The sequence below is a fragment of the Photorhabdus luminescens subsp. luminescens genome (assembly GCF_001083805.1).
Taxonomy (GTDB): Bacteria; Pseudomonadota; Gammaproteobacteria; order Enterobacterales; family Enterobacteriaceae; genus Photorhabdus; species Photorhabdus luminescens.
The window spans coordinates 17,414-34,646 of record NZ_JXSK01000012.1; the positions used below are offsets into that span (position 1 = coordinate 17,414).

At 41.4% G+C, this 17,233-nt stretch carries 16 protein-coding genes; 13 read left to right on the forward strand and 3 right to left on the reverse strand.

Annotated features, from left to right (window positions below; genetic code table 11):
- Positions 1-89 precede the first annotated feature (89 nt).
- The 7 genes from TI10_RS21580 (at position 90) to TI10_RS21610 (ending at position 4,844) form a co-directional block, all read left to right on the forward strand.
- Positions 90-692 (forward strand): restriction endonuclease fold toxin 5 domain-containing protein, encoded by a 603-nt coding sequence (locus TI10_RS21580; protein WP_049585382.1) that lies wholly within the window; start codon positions 90-92, stop codon positions 690-692.
- Between the two features lie 27 nt (positions 693-719).
- The gene (locus TI10_RS21585; protein WP_049585383.1) at positions 720-1,445 is read left to right on the forward strand and encodes an immunity 52 family protein; all 726 of its coding nucleotides are present in this window, start codon (positions 720-722) and stop codon (positions 1,443-1,445) included.
- A 2-nt stretch (positions 1,446-1,447) separates the two neighbouring features.
- Positions 1,448-1,711, forward strand: coding sequence for a PAAR domain-containing protein (locus TI10_RS21590; protein WP_049585384.1), 264 nt, complete (start codon positions 1,448-1,450; stop codon positions 1,709-1,711).
- Positions 1,712-1,875: 164 nt separating this feature from the next.
- Complete coding sequence (locus tag TI10_RS21595) at positions 1,876-2,385, forward strand: restriction endonuclease fold toxin 5 domain-containing protein (protein ID WP_244161685.1); 510 nt, start codon at positions 1,876-1,878, stop codon at positions 2,383-2,385.
- A gap of 137 nt (positions 2,386-2,522) precedes the next feature.
- Complete coding sequence (locus tag TI10_RS21600; protein ID WP_049585385.1) at positions 2,523-3,257, forward strand: immunity 52 family protein; 735 nt, start codon at positions 2,523-2,525, stop codon at positions 3,255-3,257.
- Positions 3,258-3,306: 49 nt separating this feature from the next.
- Positions 3,307-4,035 (forward strand): immunity 52 family protein, encoded by a 729-nt coding sequence (locus TI10_RS21605; RefSeq protein ID WP_049585386.1) that lies wholly within the window; start codon positions 3,307-3,309, stop codon positions 4,033-4,035.
- Between the two features lie 86 nt (positions 4,036-4,121).
- Positions 4,122-4,844, forward strand: coding sequence for an immunity 52 family protein (locus TI10_RS21610; RefSeq protein ID WP_049585387.1), 723 nt, complete (start codon positions 4,122-4,124; stop codon positions 4,842-4,844).
- 66 nt (positions 4,845-4,910) lie between these two features.
- On the opposite strand, the gene yigL is transcribed toward TI10_RS21610, so the two are convergent.
- Genes yigL through recQ form a run of 3 tightly spaced genes read right to left on the reverse strand, consistent with a single transcriptional unit; the run spans position 4,911 to position 8,573 of the window.
- Positions 4,911-5,711 (reverse strand): sugar/pyridoxal phosphate phosphatase YigL, encoded by an 801-nt coding sequence (gene yigL, locus TI10_RS21615; protein WP_049585388.1) that lies wholly within the window; start codon positions 5,709-5,711, stop codon positions 4,911-4,913.
- A 22-nt stretch (positions 5,712-5,733) separates the two neighbouring features.
- Entirely contained in the window at positions 5,734-6,732 is a 999-nt protein-coding gene (gene pldB / locus TI10_RS21620; RefSeq protein ID WP_049585389.1) for a lysophospholipase L2, read from the reverse strand.
- Between the two features lie 14 nt (positions 6,733-6,746).
- Positions 6,747-8,573 (reverse strand): ATP-dependent DNA helicase RecQ, encoded by a 1,827-nt coding sequence (gene recQ / locus TI10_RS21625; protein WP_049585390.1) that lies wholly within the window; start codon positions 8,571-8,573, stop codon positions 6,747-6,749.
- Between the two features lie 449 nt (positions 8,574-9,022).
- Here recQ and TI10_RS21630 point away from each other — a divergent pair, with 449 nt between their 5' ends.
- The 6 genes from TI10_RS21630 (at position 9,023) to TI10_RS21655 (ending at position 17,083) form a co-directional block, all read left to right on the forward strand.
- Positions 9,023-10,843, forward strand: coding sequence for an IucA/IucC family protein (locus tag TI10_RS21630; protein ID WP_049585391.1), 1,821 nt, complete (start codon positions 9,023-9,025; stop codon positions 10,841-10,843).
- Positions 10,844-10,896: 53 nt separating this feature from the next.
- Positions 10,897-13,137: a TonB-dependent siderophore receptor gene (locus tag TI10_RS21635; RefSeq protein ID WP_139180544.1), complete on the forward strand. Its 2,241-nt coding sequence runs from the start codon at positions 10,897-10,899 to the stop codon at positions 13,135-13,137.
- Positions 13,138-13,214: 77 nt separating this feature from the next.
- On the forward strand, positions 13,215-14,231 hold the full coding sequence (locus tag TI10_RS21640) for an iron-siderophore ABC transporter substrate-binding protein (RefSeq protein WP_049585392.1): 1,017 nt from the start codon (positions 13,215-13,217) through the stop codon (positions 14,229-14,231).
- Positions 14,228-15,241, forward strand: a complete 1,014-nt coding sequence (locus tag TI10_RS21645; RefSeq protein ID WP_049585393.1) for a FecCD family ABC transporter permease — start codon at positions 14,228-14,230, stop codon at positions 15,239-15,241. Before TI10_RS21640 ends, TI10_RS21645 begins: the two co-directional genes overlap by 4 nt.
- Positions 15,228-16,271, forward strand: coding sequence for a FecCD family ABC transporter permease (locus TI10_RS21650; RefSeq protein WP_049585394.1), 1,044 nt, complete (start codon positions 15,228-15,230; stop codon positions 16,269-16,271). Before TI10_RS21645 ends, TI10_RS21650 begins: the two co-directional genes overlap by 14 nt.
- Positions 16,271-17,083: an ABC transporter ATP-binding protein gene (locus TI10_RS21655; protein WP_049585395.1), complete on the forward strand. Its 813-nt coding sequence runs from the start codon at positions 16,271-16,273 to the stop codon at positions 17,081-17,083. Before TI10_RS21650 ends, TI10_RS21655 begins: the two co-directional genes overlap by 1 nt.
- Positions 17,084-17,233 lie beyond the last annotated feature (150 nt).

Sequence of the window (17,233 nt, forward strand, 5' to 3'; positions counted from 1 at the left end):
AATACATTAATCCGGTAAAATGGAGAGACGAGAAAAATATCGTGACTATTCGCGGGTCATAGATAATTTATTGAAAAGGAAAAATTGATATGCCATTACCACTTCTTGCGCCAGCGGCTCCCGCTCTTTTAGCTGCTGCTGAATGGACACTGGCTGCTTGTACAACAGGATTAGCCGCCGTTGGTGTGATGGAAAGCAGCAAAGATAAAGAAGGTGAACAAGACAAGGCAAAAACGGATACAAAAACAATTGCTTCGTCCCGTACCGAATGTGAGAAATGTCCGGCAATTGGCAACGTTACGATGGTTTGGGAAAAGACCACATCGTATTCAGAAATAACTATTGCTTATCAAACAAAAATTGCCGGGACGATATACAACCCTGAATTAAACATAATTGAGACTTGGTTATGTATGGATACAAATTTCGATGGTTGGAAACCTGCACAATGCTTATTTCTTGAGGCTAAGGCTAAACATGATCAGTTTTTTGAAAATGGTAAACCCAAACCTTGGTGGAAATCGTCAGACTACTCAATACAAAAACAAGGAAAAAGACAACAGTGGGTGTGTACTTCATTAAATGATATACCAAATTCTCATTGGCATTTTATGCAACCTATAAGCTACGCCTACTATTTAGAGAAATTGTCTATTTATTCCAATATTAAAGTATTTCATACCCCTTATTAACCTAATAATTTCTAATAGGAAAAATGAATGACTATTTTATCTTTAGATATAGAAATATATACAGATTGGAAAAACCCATTAACTCCAGACATTGCAGTTAATGATACCTATAAAATCGTAAAACAATTGGAAGATATCTTCTTTGGATACTCTAAAATATGGTACTTAGGAGGAAATAGCCGCGAAGAAGCATTAACTCGGGTAGCTTTTGATGAGAGAGGAATAACAGACGAATGTATAAACGACTTTAAAGAAAATTATACGGAAGAAGATCCTACGGTTATATCAGGGGTCTGGGATGGAGGGGAGGATGGGCAAGCATGCTCAGTTAGTTACTTTAATTATCATGTTGAAAGACAAGGTCAAACAAAAATAGAGATTAATATATCCACTAAAGGAAAAGAGTTTCACTTTCTTAAGTTGATTGATTTTATCAAGTTTCTGGTTTTTAGTCATAATTCACCTTATATTATGGTAGAAACTAATAATTATAGAATAAGAAGAAAACAGGTCTTCTCAGATCGTTTAAGTGCTGGCTGGATGCTCTATTTGCCAATAGAAATAGATCCGACTTTAGTACCAATGGCGGAAGAAATAATATCTATTTCTGATAAGAATGACAAAAAAGGCTCATTAATTATCACGACAAAAGATATCTTTGATATTGAAAACCAGGAGCATATCAATAAAGCCAATGATATTGAAATCTGCTTACGGGATCTACAAATACTCCCCTTGATGACAGAGTTATAAATATGACAAACGGAGCCGTAATCCGATTAAACGACCTAACCGATCATGGTGGTAAAGTCATTACCGCCATTGATAATTACGTGTATCGAGGCGTACCTGTTGCCGCTAAAGGTGATTTAGTAAGCTGCCCTAAATGCAAAGGGGTTTTCCCTATTGTGGAAGGTAGCAACGACTTAAAGCATCAGGGAAAACCTATTGCATTGGAAGGTATGCAAACAGCCTGTGGCGCAAAACTGATTGCTAGCCAGAAAGATTTTCTCGCTTAATGAGACGACAATCACTTTGGCCTATTTTAGGCAATATTGGCGCACTGTACCTGTCTTCTCCGTTTTACCGGGCTAATACATTAATCCGGTAAAACGGAGAGACGAGAAAAATACCGTGATTATTCGCAGGTTATAGATAATTTATTGAATAAGGAGAAATTGATATGCCATTACCACTTCTTGCGCCAGCGGCTCCTGCTCTTTTAGCTGCTGCTGAATGGACACTGGCTGCTTGTGCAACAGGATTAGCCGCCGTTGGCGTAATGGAAAGCACCAAAAATAAAGAAGGTGAACAAGACAAGGCAAAAGCGAATACACAAACAATTGCTTCGTCCCGTACCGAATGTGAGAAATGTCCGGCAATTGGGAACGTTACGATGGTTTGGGAAAAGACCACATCGTATTCAGAAATAACTATTGCTTATCAAACAAAAATTGCCGGGACGATATACAACCCTGAATTAAACATAATTGAAACTTGGTCATGCATGGATACAAATTTCGATGGTTGGAAACCTGCACAATGCTTATTTCTTGAGGCTAAGGCTAAATATGATCAATTTTTCAAAGATGGAGAACCTAATGACTTTTATAAGAATATAAAGTTAAAGGGAAAAATGTCTGGATATGACAGTATGATTAATCAGGCTAGAAGGCAGAATGCGAGACATTAAATAATATTCCAAAATCCCATTGTCACTTCCTAGAACCAATATCTTATGAACACTTTCTTACGGCACTTTCTATATTTTCTAACATTACGGTATTTAACACTGAACTTTAATTATTCTCATAAAAAGGAGAGTTAAAAATGTCAATTATCTTTTCAAGAATAAAATTATTTCATGATTCAAATGAGGCTTTAACTCCTGAAAACGCATTACTTGATTTATATCAGATTACATGCAAGATAAATAAGTTAACAACTAGAAAAAGTGGTTGGTGTTTACCTGGTTATACTCAAGAAGAAAGATTAAAAAATAATGCATTTGATGAAAATGGACCTACTAAATACGCTATAGAGGATTTTAAAGAAACTTATAATGAAAACTCCAAATTTATTGTAAAATCATTATCTGACGGAGTCGACGAGAACAACAATAGTATTCTATATATGGGAGAAGATAAAACCCATATTAACCCTGTCAGATTAGGTAAAACTAATATATCTATAAGCATCAATTTAGACAAAGATAGATTTAATTTTCAAGATATTATTGAATTTTTAAAAAATTCAATATCGGTTCGAAACTCTCCATTTATTTTAGTAGATACAAGAGGCTATTCGTTAAAACAAAAACAAGTTTTTCCAGATAGGGTTTATGCCGGTTGGATGCTCTATTTACCAATAGAAATAGACCCGACTTTAATCCCAATGGCGGAAGAAATAATATCCATCTCTGATAAAAATGACAAAAAAGGCTCATTGATTATCACGACAAAAGATATTTTCGATATTGAAAACCAAGAGCATATCAATAAAGCCAATGATATTGAAATCTGCTTGCGGGATCTACAAATACTACCATTGATGACAGAGTTATAAAGAATACACCTTAAATGTGGATATTTATTTTAAAATTAGGATTAAAAATATGAACATAATACACGCTAGAATAGAAATGTTTTATGATTTAAAAGAAAAGATAACACCGGAATTAGCATTGGATGACACATACTGCATCATGCAACAAATAAACAAGGTATCTAATAGTTCAAGTAGATGGAATCTACCAGGATATGATCTAGACGAAATAAAAGAAAATAATGTTTTTGATGAAAGTGGCATTACTGAATATGCCATAAACCAATTCAAAGAAAGTTATGATGAGAGTTTTAAGTCTATCATAAAAACATTATTTGATATTCCAGGTGATGTAAAGTTAAAAAATAGAATTATGTATTCAAGCCGTGACTATGGTAATAGGCTAGGAAAAACGGATGTAAGCATTGATCTTAATTTCGAAAAAGAAAAATTTAATTATTCTAATTGTATTGATTTCGTAGCTTATTTAGTTAGCAACCATTACTCTCCAATAATCATGATGGATGCCAGAGAATATTCTCTAAAACAGAAACAAGCTTTTCCAGATAGGGTTTATGCCGGTTGGATGCTCTATTTGCCAATAGAAATAGACCCGACTTTAGTCCCAATGGCGGAAGAAATAATATCTATTTCTGATAAAAATGACAAAAAAGGCTCATTGATTATCACGACAAAAGATATCTTTGATATTGAAAACCAGGAGCATATCAATAAAGCCAATGATATTGAAATCTGCTTGCGGAGTCTACAAATATTACCTCTGATAATAGAGATATAACTATGGCAGGCATTTATAAAAATTTTCTATTTGTCCCAATATTAAAGTATTTCATACTATTTAACATTTAAATAAGGGTGAAAGAAATGACTACGTTATCATTAAATATGAAACTATATACGGATTGTAAAGAACCATTAACTCCAATAATAGTTCTTACCGATTTATATAAAATTACACAACAATTAGATATATTTTTTGGACGGCATAAAAATTGGTATTTACCCGGAGATACTCATCAAGAATCTTTACAACATATTGCTTTTGATCAACAAGGAGCAACAAAAGAAGCAATAAAAGAGTTTGAAGAAGAATATACAGAAGAAAATCCTATAGTTATTAAAGGAATTTGGGATGGCGAAGATGATGACCATTCATGTTCAATTTGTTATATGAATTATCGTCGAGATCGGTTAGGACAAACTCAAATAGATTTTCATATATCTATCGAAGAAAATGAATTTCAGCTATCACAATTGATCAGCTTTATTAATTTTCTGATTTCTACTCATAATGCACCTCACATTATGGTAGAAAACAATGCATATAGAATAAAACGAAAACACGTTTTCCCAGACCGAATAAGTGCCGGCTGGATGCTCTATTTGCCAATAGAAATAGATCCAACTTTAGTTCCAATAGCAGAAGAAATAATATCTATTTCTGATAAAAATGACAAAAAAGGCTCATTGATTATCACTACAAAAGATATTTTTGACATCGAAAACCAAGAAAATATCAATAAAGCCAATAATATTGAAATCTGCTTGCGGGATCTACAAATACTACCCTTGATGACAGAGTTATAAATATGACAAACAGTAAATTAATAAAAAAACAGCGCCAATAGCGCTGTAATTACAATGGATAATAAATTAAACCTGATACATTTCGCACAAATAATGGGAAACTGCATCATCAGCGTTTGAGCCAATCACTTCCATTTCTGGCAGGATATCTTTCAAGCGCTGGTGAGCATCCTGCATAATACAGCCCTTACCTGCTACCGTCAGCATTTCAAAGTCATTCATGCCATCACCAAAAGCAATACAATCACTCAGTTTATAGCCCATAGATTGGGCTACCCGCTCAAGTGCATGACCTTTCGACACTCCACCTGCCATCACTTCCAGGCAATTGCGCAACGAGAAACTCACATTGACTCTATCACCCCAACGTGTTTTGATTTTCTCTTCCAACACAACCAATAGATCATGATCTTCGCAGGTAAAATAAACTTTACATACATCATCGGTTTTAAAATTGTCACGCTCAAAAAGTTGATAATGAAACACTGATTCCTGAAAAAACTCTTTCTGCTCAGGGCATTCACGATTCATATACCAGTGATCATGGCAATAATAATTCGTCAGAATATCAGCGTTATCAAACTCCATTAAACACAAATCACGCACAATCTCAGGATCAACATTGTGACTGAAAACCAGTTCACCCATAGCATTGTGTACCCGAGCGCCATTGGAAGTAATCATATAGGCATCAATACCAAGAACATCTCGGATTTGCGCAACATCTACATGATGACGACCAGTAGCAAAAATAAAATTAATGCCTTTATTGGTCAGTAAATTAAGGGTTTCCTTGGTGTAAGAAGTTAATTTGTGATCAGGAGATAGCAAAGTGCCATCTAAATCTGAAGCAACAATGTAATACATAGTTATCATTCCTATAATTGAATCAATTCTGGTCAAAAAAATCACAAATGGCGTTGAGTGCCTGGCTACGTAATTTATCTTTTTCAAACAGGATCTCATGATGCGCACCTTGAATAATCAAAGGTGACCGTTCTTCAATGAAAGCCCTCTCTTTGTTACGTGATTCACAAAAAGCCCGTATTTTCTGATTATTAACGACTTTATCCTCACTGGCTTTTAAGATCATCAACGGTGTCTCAATTTCTCCGGCTTTTTTTATCAACATATCGCCAACCCACATACTTTCCCTCATCCAATGATATGTTGGGCCACCTATGCGTAATTCCGGGTAATCCGCGCAATAGTGGAGGTAACGGTTATAACGCTCATAACTGTGTGTCAGAAGGTTTATTAAATAAGGCAATGGACGCCATTTTCCGGTTAATATCGCATAATCGTTACGCACATCTGACCGCTTTTCTGCCCGATTTACCAGGAAAGTCGCCAACCAACGTGGCATAGGAAAGTTAATACCAAACATAGGAGCGCAAAGGGCTGCCGCATCAAACACCTGGCTGTGACGTAATAAGAATCCCCCTAATATTGCCGCTCCCATTGAATGAGCTAACGCATAACAGTGAGAATAATGACGAGGAAGAATTTCTCTTTCTATTAATATTTCAACGTCATCAATATAGTCATCAAATTTTTCTACATGCCCTTTTTGTGGATCTGCAAGCATTCTGCTGGATCGCCCCTGCCCACGATGATCAATAATAAAAACGTCGTAGCCAAGGTGATAAAAATCAAATGCCACTTCCGAGTATTTGACATAACTTTCACTACGGCCAGGAAAGATAACAACCGCTCTATAATTTTTTACTGTTGCACAAAAACGGATATAACGTATCAGTACATTATCGACCCCAATAAATTCACACTCTTCCCTGACTTGCCAAAAATCTAACAGAGGCCCGTTGGCAAAAGCAGAGAACTGTGTCTCACGATTAAGCCAACTTTGTTTCAACATTTCTGGCGTCATAAGTTACCCTCAGACTAGCCAAACTCCTCTAAATGTTCACTAATTAAGGCCATAAAGACATTACCAAAACGTTCCAGTTTCCGTTGCCCTACGCCGTTGATTAATAACAATTCATCAGCCGTAACCGGGCATTGCTCTGCCATTTCAATTAGCGTGACATCGTTAAATACAACAAAAGGCGGGATATTTTCTTCATCAGCAATGGATTTCCGTAACTTACGTAGCTTGGCAAATAGTTTGCGATCATAATTACCGCTATACGATTTACTCTGCTGAGTGCGCCCTTTTAGGCTCTGAATTCGTGGAACAGCTAGTTTTAGCGAAACTTCGCCACGCAATATTGGGCGCGCCGCTTCTGTTAATTGTAATGCAGAATAATTGGCGATGTTTTGACTGATAAAGCCTAAATGAATAAGCTGCCGCAATACACTCATCCAGTGTTCCTGACTTTGATCTTTACCAATACCATAAACCGGCAAATTATCATGTCTCATATCACGGATACGCTGATTATTCGCACCTCTAAGTACTTCAACAACATAGCCGATACCAAAACGCTGCCCAACCCGGTAAATACAAGAGAGCGCTTTTTGAGCATCCACCAAGCCATCATAATTTTTCGGTGGATCAAGGCAGATATCACAGTTACCACAAAGGGTTTGTTTACTTTCACCAAAGTAGTTTAATAACACCAAACGACGGCAAGTTTGCGCTTCGGCAAAAGCCCCCATCGCATTGAGCTTATGTCGCTCAATATCCTGCTGTGTACCCGCCTCTTTCTCTTCCAGACAACGGCGAAGCCATACCATATCCGCGGGATCATAAAACAGCACCGCTTCCGCCGGCAGACCATCACGTCCAGCACGTCCCGTTTCCTGATAATAGGATTCGATATTACGTGGAATATTAAAATGCACCACAAACCGAACATTGGGTTTATTAATGCCCATTCCAAATGCCACAGTCGCCACTACAACCTGCAAATCATCACGCTGAAATGCGTCCTGCACCCGTGCACGCTGACTGTTATCCAACCCGGCATGGTACGGCGCAACACTCAAGCCACGTTTTTGTAAACGCTCTGATATTTCTTCAACTTTGTTGCGACTGTTGCAGTAAACAATGCCGCTTTTACCTTTCTGACCGCGAATAAATAGCCACAGTTGATCTAATGGTTTGTATTTTTCTATCAAGGTATAACGGATATTGGGACGGTCAAAACTGCTGATATGGATAAGTGGATTATGAAGATTCAGTAGTCGGACAATATCATTGCGGGTAGTTTCATCTGCGGTGGCCGTCAACGCAATGACAGGTAATGTCGGAAAGCGTTGCCTGAGCTGCCCCAACGCCCGATATTCCGGCCGGAAATCATGGCCCCATTGTGAAATACAGTGAGCTTCATCCACAGCCAACATTGCCGGTTGCCATTCCAGAAGTTGTTCAAGGAAGTTATCCATCATCAAGCGCTCAGGGGCGATATACAGCAATTTAATCATTCCCTGACGGCAACGCCGGATCACATCAATCTGCTGTTCACGGGCCTGAGTTGAATTCAAGCAATCTGCCGCAACGCCATTTGCTCGTAGTTGATCCACCTGATCTTTCATTAAAGAGATCAACGGGGAAACAACCAGAGTTACCCCTTCCTGTACTAGCGCCGGAATTTGGTAACACAATGATTTACCGCCACCAGTCGGCATAATGACCAAGCAGTCACGCCCTTCAAGAATGGTATTGATAACTTGTTGCTGACCAGGCCGGAATTGCAAATAACCAAAGGTTTTCCGCAATACCTGCTCTGTCAGTGATATCGTATTCATGACCTCTGCGGTAGACACACTTTTCCTCAACCATGTTAAAAAATCACAGACGCCATCCAAAACGCCTGTACATTATGCTATCTCACTCTCGAAATAATTACAGCATGTCATTGAACATCATCTCGGATAAAAGCAGGTTTTGTTAAAGTTTATAGCCGTTCAAAAATTCTCCCCACAATTCATCTTTCTCACCCCAATGCAGCGCCATAACGCCACATTTTTGACTGCTATTTAAACAAAACCAGAGTAAATCCTTACACTTACACAGTTGTTAATGATAATAATTTGTATTAATGTTATCAAAATTGAATACCCCAAAAGTCGCCTGTCTAAGAGAACCGAAATGAATATCTGGAAAAAGGATGCTTATATTCGAAAATTTCAGAATTAAGCGTACCGATTTGTTTCCAGCGTATAGCGACTATGTTGGATATGATTTTTGATTATGAATAGGGATTGTTATCACCATGAGTTCACTACATATTAACTCTGATAATCACACTCTGCACCTCAACGCAGAGAACTGGCTCTATGCCAATCGCCATCTGGTGACAAAAATATTACGTGAGCTATGTCACGAAAAATTAATTAATCCTACCTATCATGGACAGCAACGGTATTCTCTGGCAATCGGTGACTACCAATACCATTTTCAAGCGGAGGCTTATCAACTCGATCATATTGATATTAATGCCGCTTCCGTAACCAAATTCAGGGATAATCAATCTCAGCCACTTGATGCTATTCAACTAATTATTGAGCTGCACCCGCTGTTGGAAATCCCGGAAAAAATGCTGCCGATTTATCTCGACGAGATATCTAGCACCCTCTACGGTCACGCTTTTAAATATCAGTACAACCGACTTACAGCCCAAGATTTAGCCCATGCCGATTATCAAGTCGTTGAAACGGCAATGAGTGAAGGTCATCCAGTCTTTATTGCTAATAATGGTCGCATTGGTTTTGATGCCGATGATTATCAGCGCTATGCTCCTGAAAGCGCTAGCCCCGTGACTTTAATTTGGATTGCAGTACATAAAAATAAAGCTATTTTTTCTGCACTGTCCGATCTTTCATACCAACAATTAATAGAAGAAGAATTGGGGAAATATCTGCCAGCCCAATTTGAACGTCACCTGAATATGTTGGGATTATGTCCATCAGATTATTATCTGATGCCCCTCCATCCCTGGCAGTGGCAACACCGTATCGCCATCAGCTTTGCAGCAGATATTGCCAATAATCATATTGTTTATCTTGGAGAAGGTCATGATCGCTACCTCGCACAGCAATCTATCCGTACTTTCTTCAACATTACTCAACCGAAAAAGAATTACGTTAAAACCGCCCTATCCGTGCTGAACATGGGCTTTATGCGTGGGCTCGATCCACACAGCATGGTCACAACCCCATCAGTCAATGAGTGGCTCAGCAACTTAGTCCATAATGACAGTTTCTTCCAACAGAAAGGTTTTACCGTATTACGGGAACGTGCTGCTCTCGGTTATTTCAATAACTACTTTGAATCAGCCATTAAGAAAGACAGCCCACATAAGAAAATGTTGTCAGCACTGTGGCGCGAAAGTCCAATGACGCTGTTGCAGGATAACCAACGCTTGATGACAATGGCTTCGTTACTGCATGTTGACCATCAGGGTAATTCCGTTATTGCCGCTTTGGTAAAGGATTCAGGTTTAATAGCAGAAGAGTGGGTGTCACGTTATCTCGATGCTTATCTCTCGCCATTATTGCGCTCTTTCTTCACCTATGATCTGGTGTTTATGCCACATGGTGAAAACCTGATGTTGGTATTGGACAATAACCGCCCGACAAAAATGTTGATGAAAGATATTGGTGAAGAAGTTGCTATTTTAAATGGTGATCTCCAATTGCCTGAAGAGATTAATTTCTTGCACGTCACTATCGAAGACGACATGAAAATTAACTATATCTTCCTTGATATTTTCGATTGTTTCTTCCGCTACCTGATTCCACTGTTGCAAAAAGATCTTAATCTACCTGAAGAGCGTTTCTGGTTACTGGTTGCCCGTTGTGTCCATAATTATCAATCACAACATCTGCATCAGATTGAAAAATTCCGTAAGTTCGATCTGTTTAAGCAGGAATTTATTCGTACCTGTCTGAACCGTCTGCAAATGGCGAACAATCAACAGATGATCGATCTTGACGACCGTGAAAAGAATCTTAAATTCGCCGGAACTTTAGTTAATCCACTGTACGCTTTACGCCATGAATACTCGGTTATTCTTCATCAAGCCGAGCAGTAATAAATAAAAATATCAACATAGATAAATACCAAAAGATTTAATCCGGGGATGGAATGAATAATAAGAAAGTGATGTATCCTTTTTTGCAAAAGGATTTCATGATTAAAAAAACAACTCTTGCAATAACTATACAATTAGTACTGATGGGAAATAGTTATGCAATCACGGAAAGTGCGCAAAGTACAAGTGATAAAACCGCTGCCCAAAATGAAAGCACGATTCTTGTCACCGCTTCACGGCCAGAAAATGAAGGAGTGACCGAAGACACCGGTATGTACAATACCACTTCGATGGTCACCGCCACCGGTCTGAATCTTTCAGCACGTGAAACGCCACAAACCGTCAGTGTCATCACCAAACAACGTATGCTTGACGAAAATCTGGGCAGTGTTAATAACGTCATCAATAGCACAACCGGTATGAGCATACGCCAGCTTGATAGCGATCGTTTCGGGTTTACCTCTCGAGGCATGGCCATCAATAACATCCTGCGTGATGGGGTTGCGACCTACTACGATACCCGTTTTAACTATGGTGACAATCTGTTAGATGCTGACCTGTTTGATCGTGTTGAAGTGGTACGTGGGGCGGCTGGTTTGATGGTTGGCCCAGGCAATCCTTCGGCAGCCGTTAATCTGATTCGTAAACGTCCAACCCGCGATTTCCGTGGCGAATTCTCTGCTGGCGCCGGTTCCTGGGATAAATGGCGCACTGGCCTTGATCTCTCTGGCCCGTTAAATGACAGTGGCAACCTACGTGGACGTTTCGTTACTGCCTATCAAGCGGCCAACTCCTTTATTGATCGCAATAACAACGAAAGATACCCATTCTATGGCGTCCTTGAAGCGGATTTGACAGAAAATACATTGCTGACTATAGGTGCTGATTATCAACGTAATCACACCCGTGGCGGCATGTTTGGTGGTTTGCCAATCTATTTTGCAGACGGCAGCAAAACAAATTATAAACGCAGCGACAGCTATGCACCCGATTGGGCTTTTTCAAAAGTTCGGACCTTCTCTACCTTTACCAGCCTGCAACATAACTTTGACAACGGCTGGAGTGTGAAGGGCACCTTTACTTATGATAATAACGCTCTGGACCAAAAAGTCCTGTGGGCAACAGGTTTTCCTGACCGTAATACCAATATTGGTATGGCGCCAGGTAACATGACACTGATTGATGGCAGCCGCCGCCAGAAGAACTACGATCTACAAGTAAATGGCGACTACCGGTTATTCAACCGCACTCACCATGTCAGCTTCGGCTTAAATCATCAGCAACAGGATTTCCAAAACGATTACTTCAACGCAACCTGTATGCTCAAACGCAATTGCACCGGACTGGGTGACTTCACCTCTTCGGGCTGGCAATATCCTGAACCAGAGTGGAGTAATACGCGCACTTATGGCTCAGAAGGACGTAATGAACAGACCGCAGGTTATGCAGTCACTCAGATTTCACTGGCAGATCCTCTGACCTTGATCCTTGGCGGCCGGGTAACCAGTTGGCAAACACGCGGTGATAATTTCAATACTCCACAGAATGCCAGCTACAGTGACGAATTTGTTCCTTATGGCGGGTTGATCTACAACATTACTCAAGATTTGTCGGTTTACACTAGTTACACCGAAATATTCAACCCAGAAAATCACCGTGACCGCAATAATAAACTGCTTGCTCCAGTATCTGGACAAAACTATGAAGCGGGCCTAAAAGGTGTTGCCTTCGATAATAGTCTTGATTACTCACTGGCAATCTTTGAAATCCGTCAAGATAACCTGCCATTAGTCGATAACAATGCACCGAAACTACCGGATCTCTCCATTCCTCGTTATACCGTGGATGGCACCAAAACTCGCGGGTTCGAAGCAGAAATCAGTGGTCAACTGACGGATAACTGGCGTCTTTATACGGGTTACACGCAATTCCGCGCAACAGATCCTAACGGTGTGCGAATCAATAGCAATATGCCAAACAGGCTGTTTAAGCTGTTTACCACCTACACCCTACCGGGGGAGATGAGTAATCTGACCATCGGTGGCGGCGTTAACTGGCAGGATAAAACCTGGTTGACCGTTGATGGACCTGGAAAGAGATCAATGCAAGCGGAACAAAACAGCTTTGCTGTGGTTAACCTGATGAGCCGTTATCAATTCACGCCGGATCTCTCTTTAACGGTTAACCTGAATAACGTCTTTGATAAGACCTACTACACCCAGTTCGGCCAATATTCTCAGTACTATTATGGCGCACCTCGCAATATTGAAGCGATCTTGCGTTATAAGTTCTGAGTTTAATTCGTTATAGCATTACATAGCACTATGAACGGCAAACCTTATGTTTCTATTTATTTGAAGGAAAGCGAACAATGAAATTGAAGCGTTGCAAAGGGTTTGCCGTACTGTTGGTGCTGTCGGTCAGTCTGTTGGCTGGCTGTGATAAGCCAGCCAGCACAAACAATGCACTGTCAAATAAGCCCGGTTATCCAAAAGAAATTACTACCGCATTGGGTACGGCGGTAATTCCACATCAACCCCAACGTGTTGTTGCCTTGGGCGCAGGAGCGGAAGATATCGTACTGGATCTTGGCATCGTCCCTGTCGGGATTGAATCCCATCGTTGGGGCGGAGATGAACAAGGTTATCTGCCGTGGTTTAAACAAGCGATACAACAGCGTGGCGAAACGTTGCCCGCTGTGATAGATATGTACCCCGAATTAGACATTGAGAAGGTCATTAGTCTTAAGCCTGATCTGATTGTGGCAACCCAATCAGGCATTACCCAACAGATTTATGACCACTTGTCACATTTCGCTCCGGTGATCGCTTATCCATCTGCCCCTTGGCTCACGACGCCACAACAGCAAATTGAATTAATTGCCCGTGCGCTAGATAGGCAGCCGCAAGGAGAGCAACTCACTACTGAACTGGATGCCATATTACGCGAAGCAGGTAATACCATCCCACATATCAGCGGCTATACTTTCGTCTACATCAAAGCAGGCATCAGTAGCAACATGTTATCGGTATATGTCAAAGGCGATCCACGCGTCGATACTTTAGTGCATCTTGGTTTGACGCTACTGCCATCGGTCAGCGCACTGGCCGATCCCTTCGGCAGTTTCGCCGCCAATATAGGGCTGGAAAATGCCGATTATCTTAACGGCGCGGATATCTTAGTGACATGGTTCAATAATGAACAAGAACGTAAAGCAGTGGAAGCACAGCCGTTATTTCAATCTATCCGTGCCGTCCATCAGGGAGGTTATCTCCCGTTAACCGACCAATCATTGGTTGTTGCTATGTCTTACGGTACACCACTTAGCTTGCGCTGGGGCTTATCGCAATTTATGCCCGTGCTGGCAGAGGCAATTAAATCATCATGACAAATCCTAAACGGCGATTCTTACTGCTACTTGGCCTAGGTTTCATGATATTGCTGACCTTGATTTGTATTACAGCCAGTCTGAGTCTGGGCGCAAAAACGTTGCCACTATCAACCATATGGCATCACTATTGGTTGGGCGACAGTGGTAGCTATAGCGATCTAGTGATTAATGCCCGCAAACCACGCACGTTAATCGGCATCATGGCTGGCGCAGCACTAGCGCTTTCTGGCGCTGTAACACAGGGATTGCTGCGTAATCCGTTAGCCGAGCCGGGTTTACTGGGTGTTAACGCCGGAGCTGCCGCGGTGGTTGTCAGTTTCTCTTTCATCCCCATACTGAACGAACTGCCGCGCTTCTGGACAGCATTTATTGGCGCAAGTCTGGCTACATTGCTGTTCTACCTGCTCAGTGGCGGGCAACGTAATAGCAATCCAACTCGCATGGTGTTGACTGGCGCTGCCATTAATGCCTGCCTATTTGCTTTTGTACAAGGCTTCGTATTAATGAATGCGCATGTATTGGATAGCTATCGCTTCTGGACGATTGGATCGCTTAGCGCGATGTCTCTGGCAGAAGCGAGTACGCTGATACCCTATCTATTATTTGCCTTGATATTAACTCTTTCACTCAGCTCTTCCCTGAATGTGATGGTGTTTGGTGAAGGTATCGCCAGCTCACTTGGCGCTAATGTTGCCCGCACCCGCGTGTTATCGCTTATTACTGCCACTATGCTGGCGGCAGTGGCTACCGCTATGGCAGGCCCTATTGCCTTTATTGGCTTGGCTGCTCCCCACTTGATGCGGGCTTTAGTTGGCAACGATTTCCGCTGGCTACTGCCCTATTGCCTGTTCGCCGGGCCTTGCCTCCTGCTCGCTTCCGATATATTGGCTCGATTGGTGATAGCACCGGGGGAGATCATGGTGGGAATTATCACTGCGGGAATTGGCGGACCGTTGCTCTATCTGGTTATTAAAACCCATCGTGGAGTTAATTATGTCGCGGATTAACCTATCCAGACCGGCAAAAACTCGAACCTTTATGTTAGGGAACGCTGTTTTTCTTGTACCTCCACAACGGACTCAAAAAGCAATCTTATTGATATTGTTACTGCTTGCAGTACTGTTTTATCTTTCTCTGGCACTGGGTAAACAAGGTATCGATAACCCTTGGCTAGCAACCTCAACTCCTTATCAGGAATTTATTCTCACACAGCTACGTTTACCCCGCGCATTAGTAGCTATCGGGGCGGGTGCAACTCTGGCACTCTCTGGTTCACTTTTTCAACTGACAACCCGCAACGCACTTGGCAGCCCAGATATTATCGGCGTCAATGCCGGTGCAGCCGCCGGGATCGTCGCCACTTTGATCATCTGGCCTAACGTATTGCCAATTCCTTTAGGTGCGTTGCTAGGAGCCAGCTTTGCTGTCCTGCTGGTCTATGCCGGGAACATTAGCAGCTCTGGACAGATGCAGACAACTAAGATTGTCATCTCTGGAATTGCTATCGCCGCTCTCTGTATGGCATTTGTTAATTTTGCTATCTCGAATGTGCGTATTGAACAAGCACAACAACTCGCTTCGCTGCTGCACGGTAGCCTCGCCAACCGAGGTTGGCAAGATGTTGGGTTAATTTATGGAACGACACTGTTCGTCCCCTTTCTACTCTGGTTAGGACGGCAATTAAACTACGTCAATCTCGGCTATGAAGTTGCTAATACGCTTGGTGTACCAGTACGTATAATTCAGCTCATGAGCTTGTTACTGGCGGTCATATTAGCCTCAATGGCGGTATTGGTTGTCGGGCCCGTGGCGTTTATCGCACTTTCTGCGCCGCAAATTGCCCGCCGCTTGGTACGGGCAAAAGGTTCTGCTCTGTTCTGCTCCGCATTGGTGGGAGCATTACTACTGCTCGCTTCCGATTTAATTACTTTGCTACTTCCTACTTCGGCACGTTTGCCAATAGGGGTTATCACCGCAGGGGTAGGCGGTGTCTATTTGATGTATTTGCTGTACGCTGAATTAAGGAGAACAAAGTAATGTCACTTGATATGAATTCCCCAACTAGCGCTTCACGATTGGTAGCCCAAGATCTCTCGCTGGCATACGGAAAGAAAACAATTATTGAGCACTTAAATATTTCTATTCGTGATGGTGAATTCAGCGTCATCATTGGCCCGAATGGTTGTGGAAAATCAACCCTGCTACGCGCCATTAGCCGAGGTATAACGCCACAGCACGGTGAGATCCTGCTTGATAGGCGCAATATTCGACATTACAAACCAAAAGCAGTAGCACGTGAGCTATCTCTGTTGACACAAGGGGCAACCATCACCGAAGCGTTGACAGTATATGATTTGGTTTCACGTGGGCGTTACGCTCATCAATCCTTTTTACGGCAGTGGTCAGCAAAGGATGAACAAGTCGTTAACGACGCTTTACAGGCGGTTGAACTTCAAGACATGTCGCAACGATTAGTCAGTGAACTTTCCGGCGGCCAGCGTCAACGCGCTTGGTTTGCGATGACATTGGCACAACAAACACCCATTGTACTGCTAGATGAACCAACCACTTATCTGGACATCACCCATCAGATTGAAATGCTCGATTTTTGCCAACGTCTACATTTACAAGGGAAAACGTTAGTGCTGGTACTACACGATATTAACCTAGCACTACGTTACGCCTCACATTTAATTATGATGAAGAACGGCAAAATTTACGCCGAAGGGGTGCCAGAAGAGATTATCAATGAGCAGAGTATCGCTGATGTGTTTGGTCTGGCCTGCCGTATTATTTGCGACCCAGAATCTGGTAAGCCATTGATTATCCCAAAATATAATCCTATCTGAACGGAAAATGAGCTACCTGTAATTTTATCGTATTAACAAGCAATATAGGCGCTCAAAAGATTTACCACTTGATAATGACAATGATAATAATAATAATTATCATAATTATATTTACAATGATTAGTCATATGTAAGATACTACAATCAGGT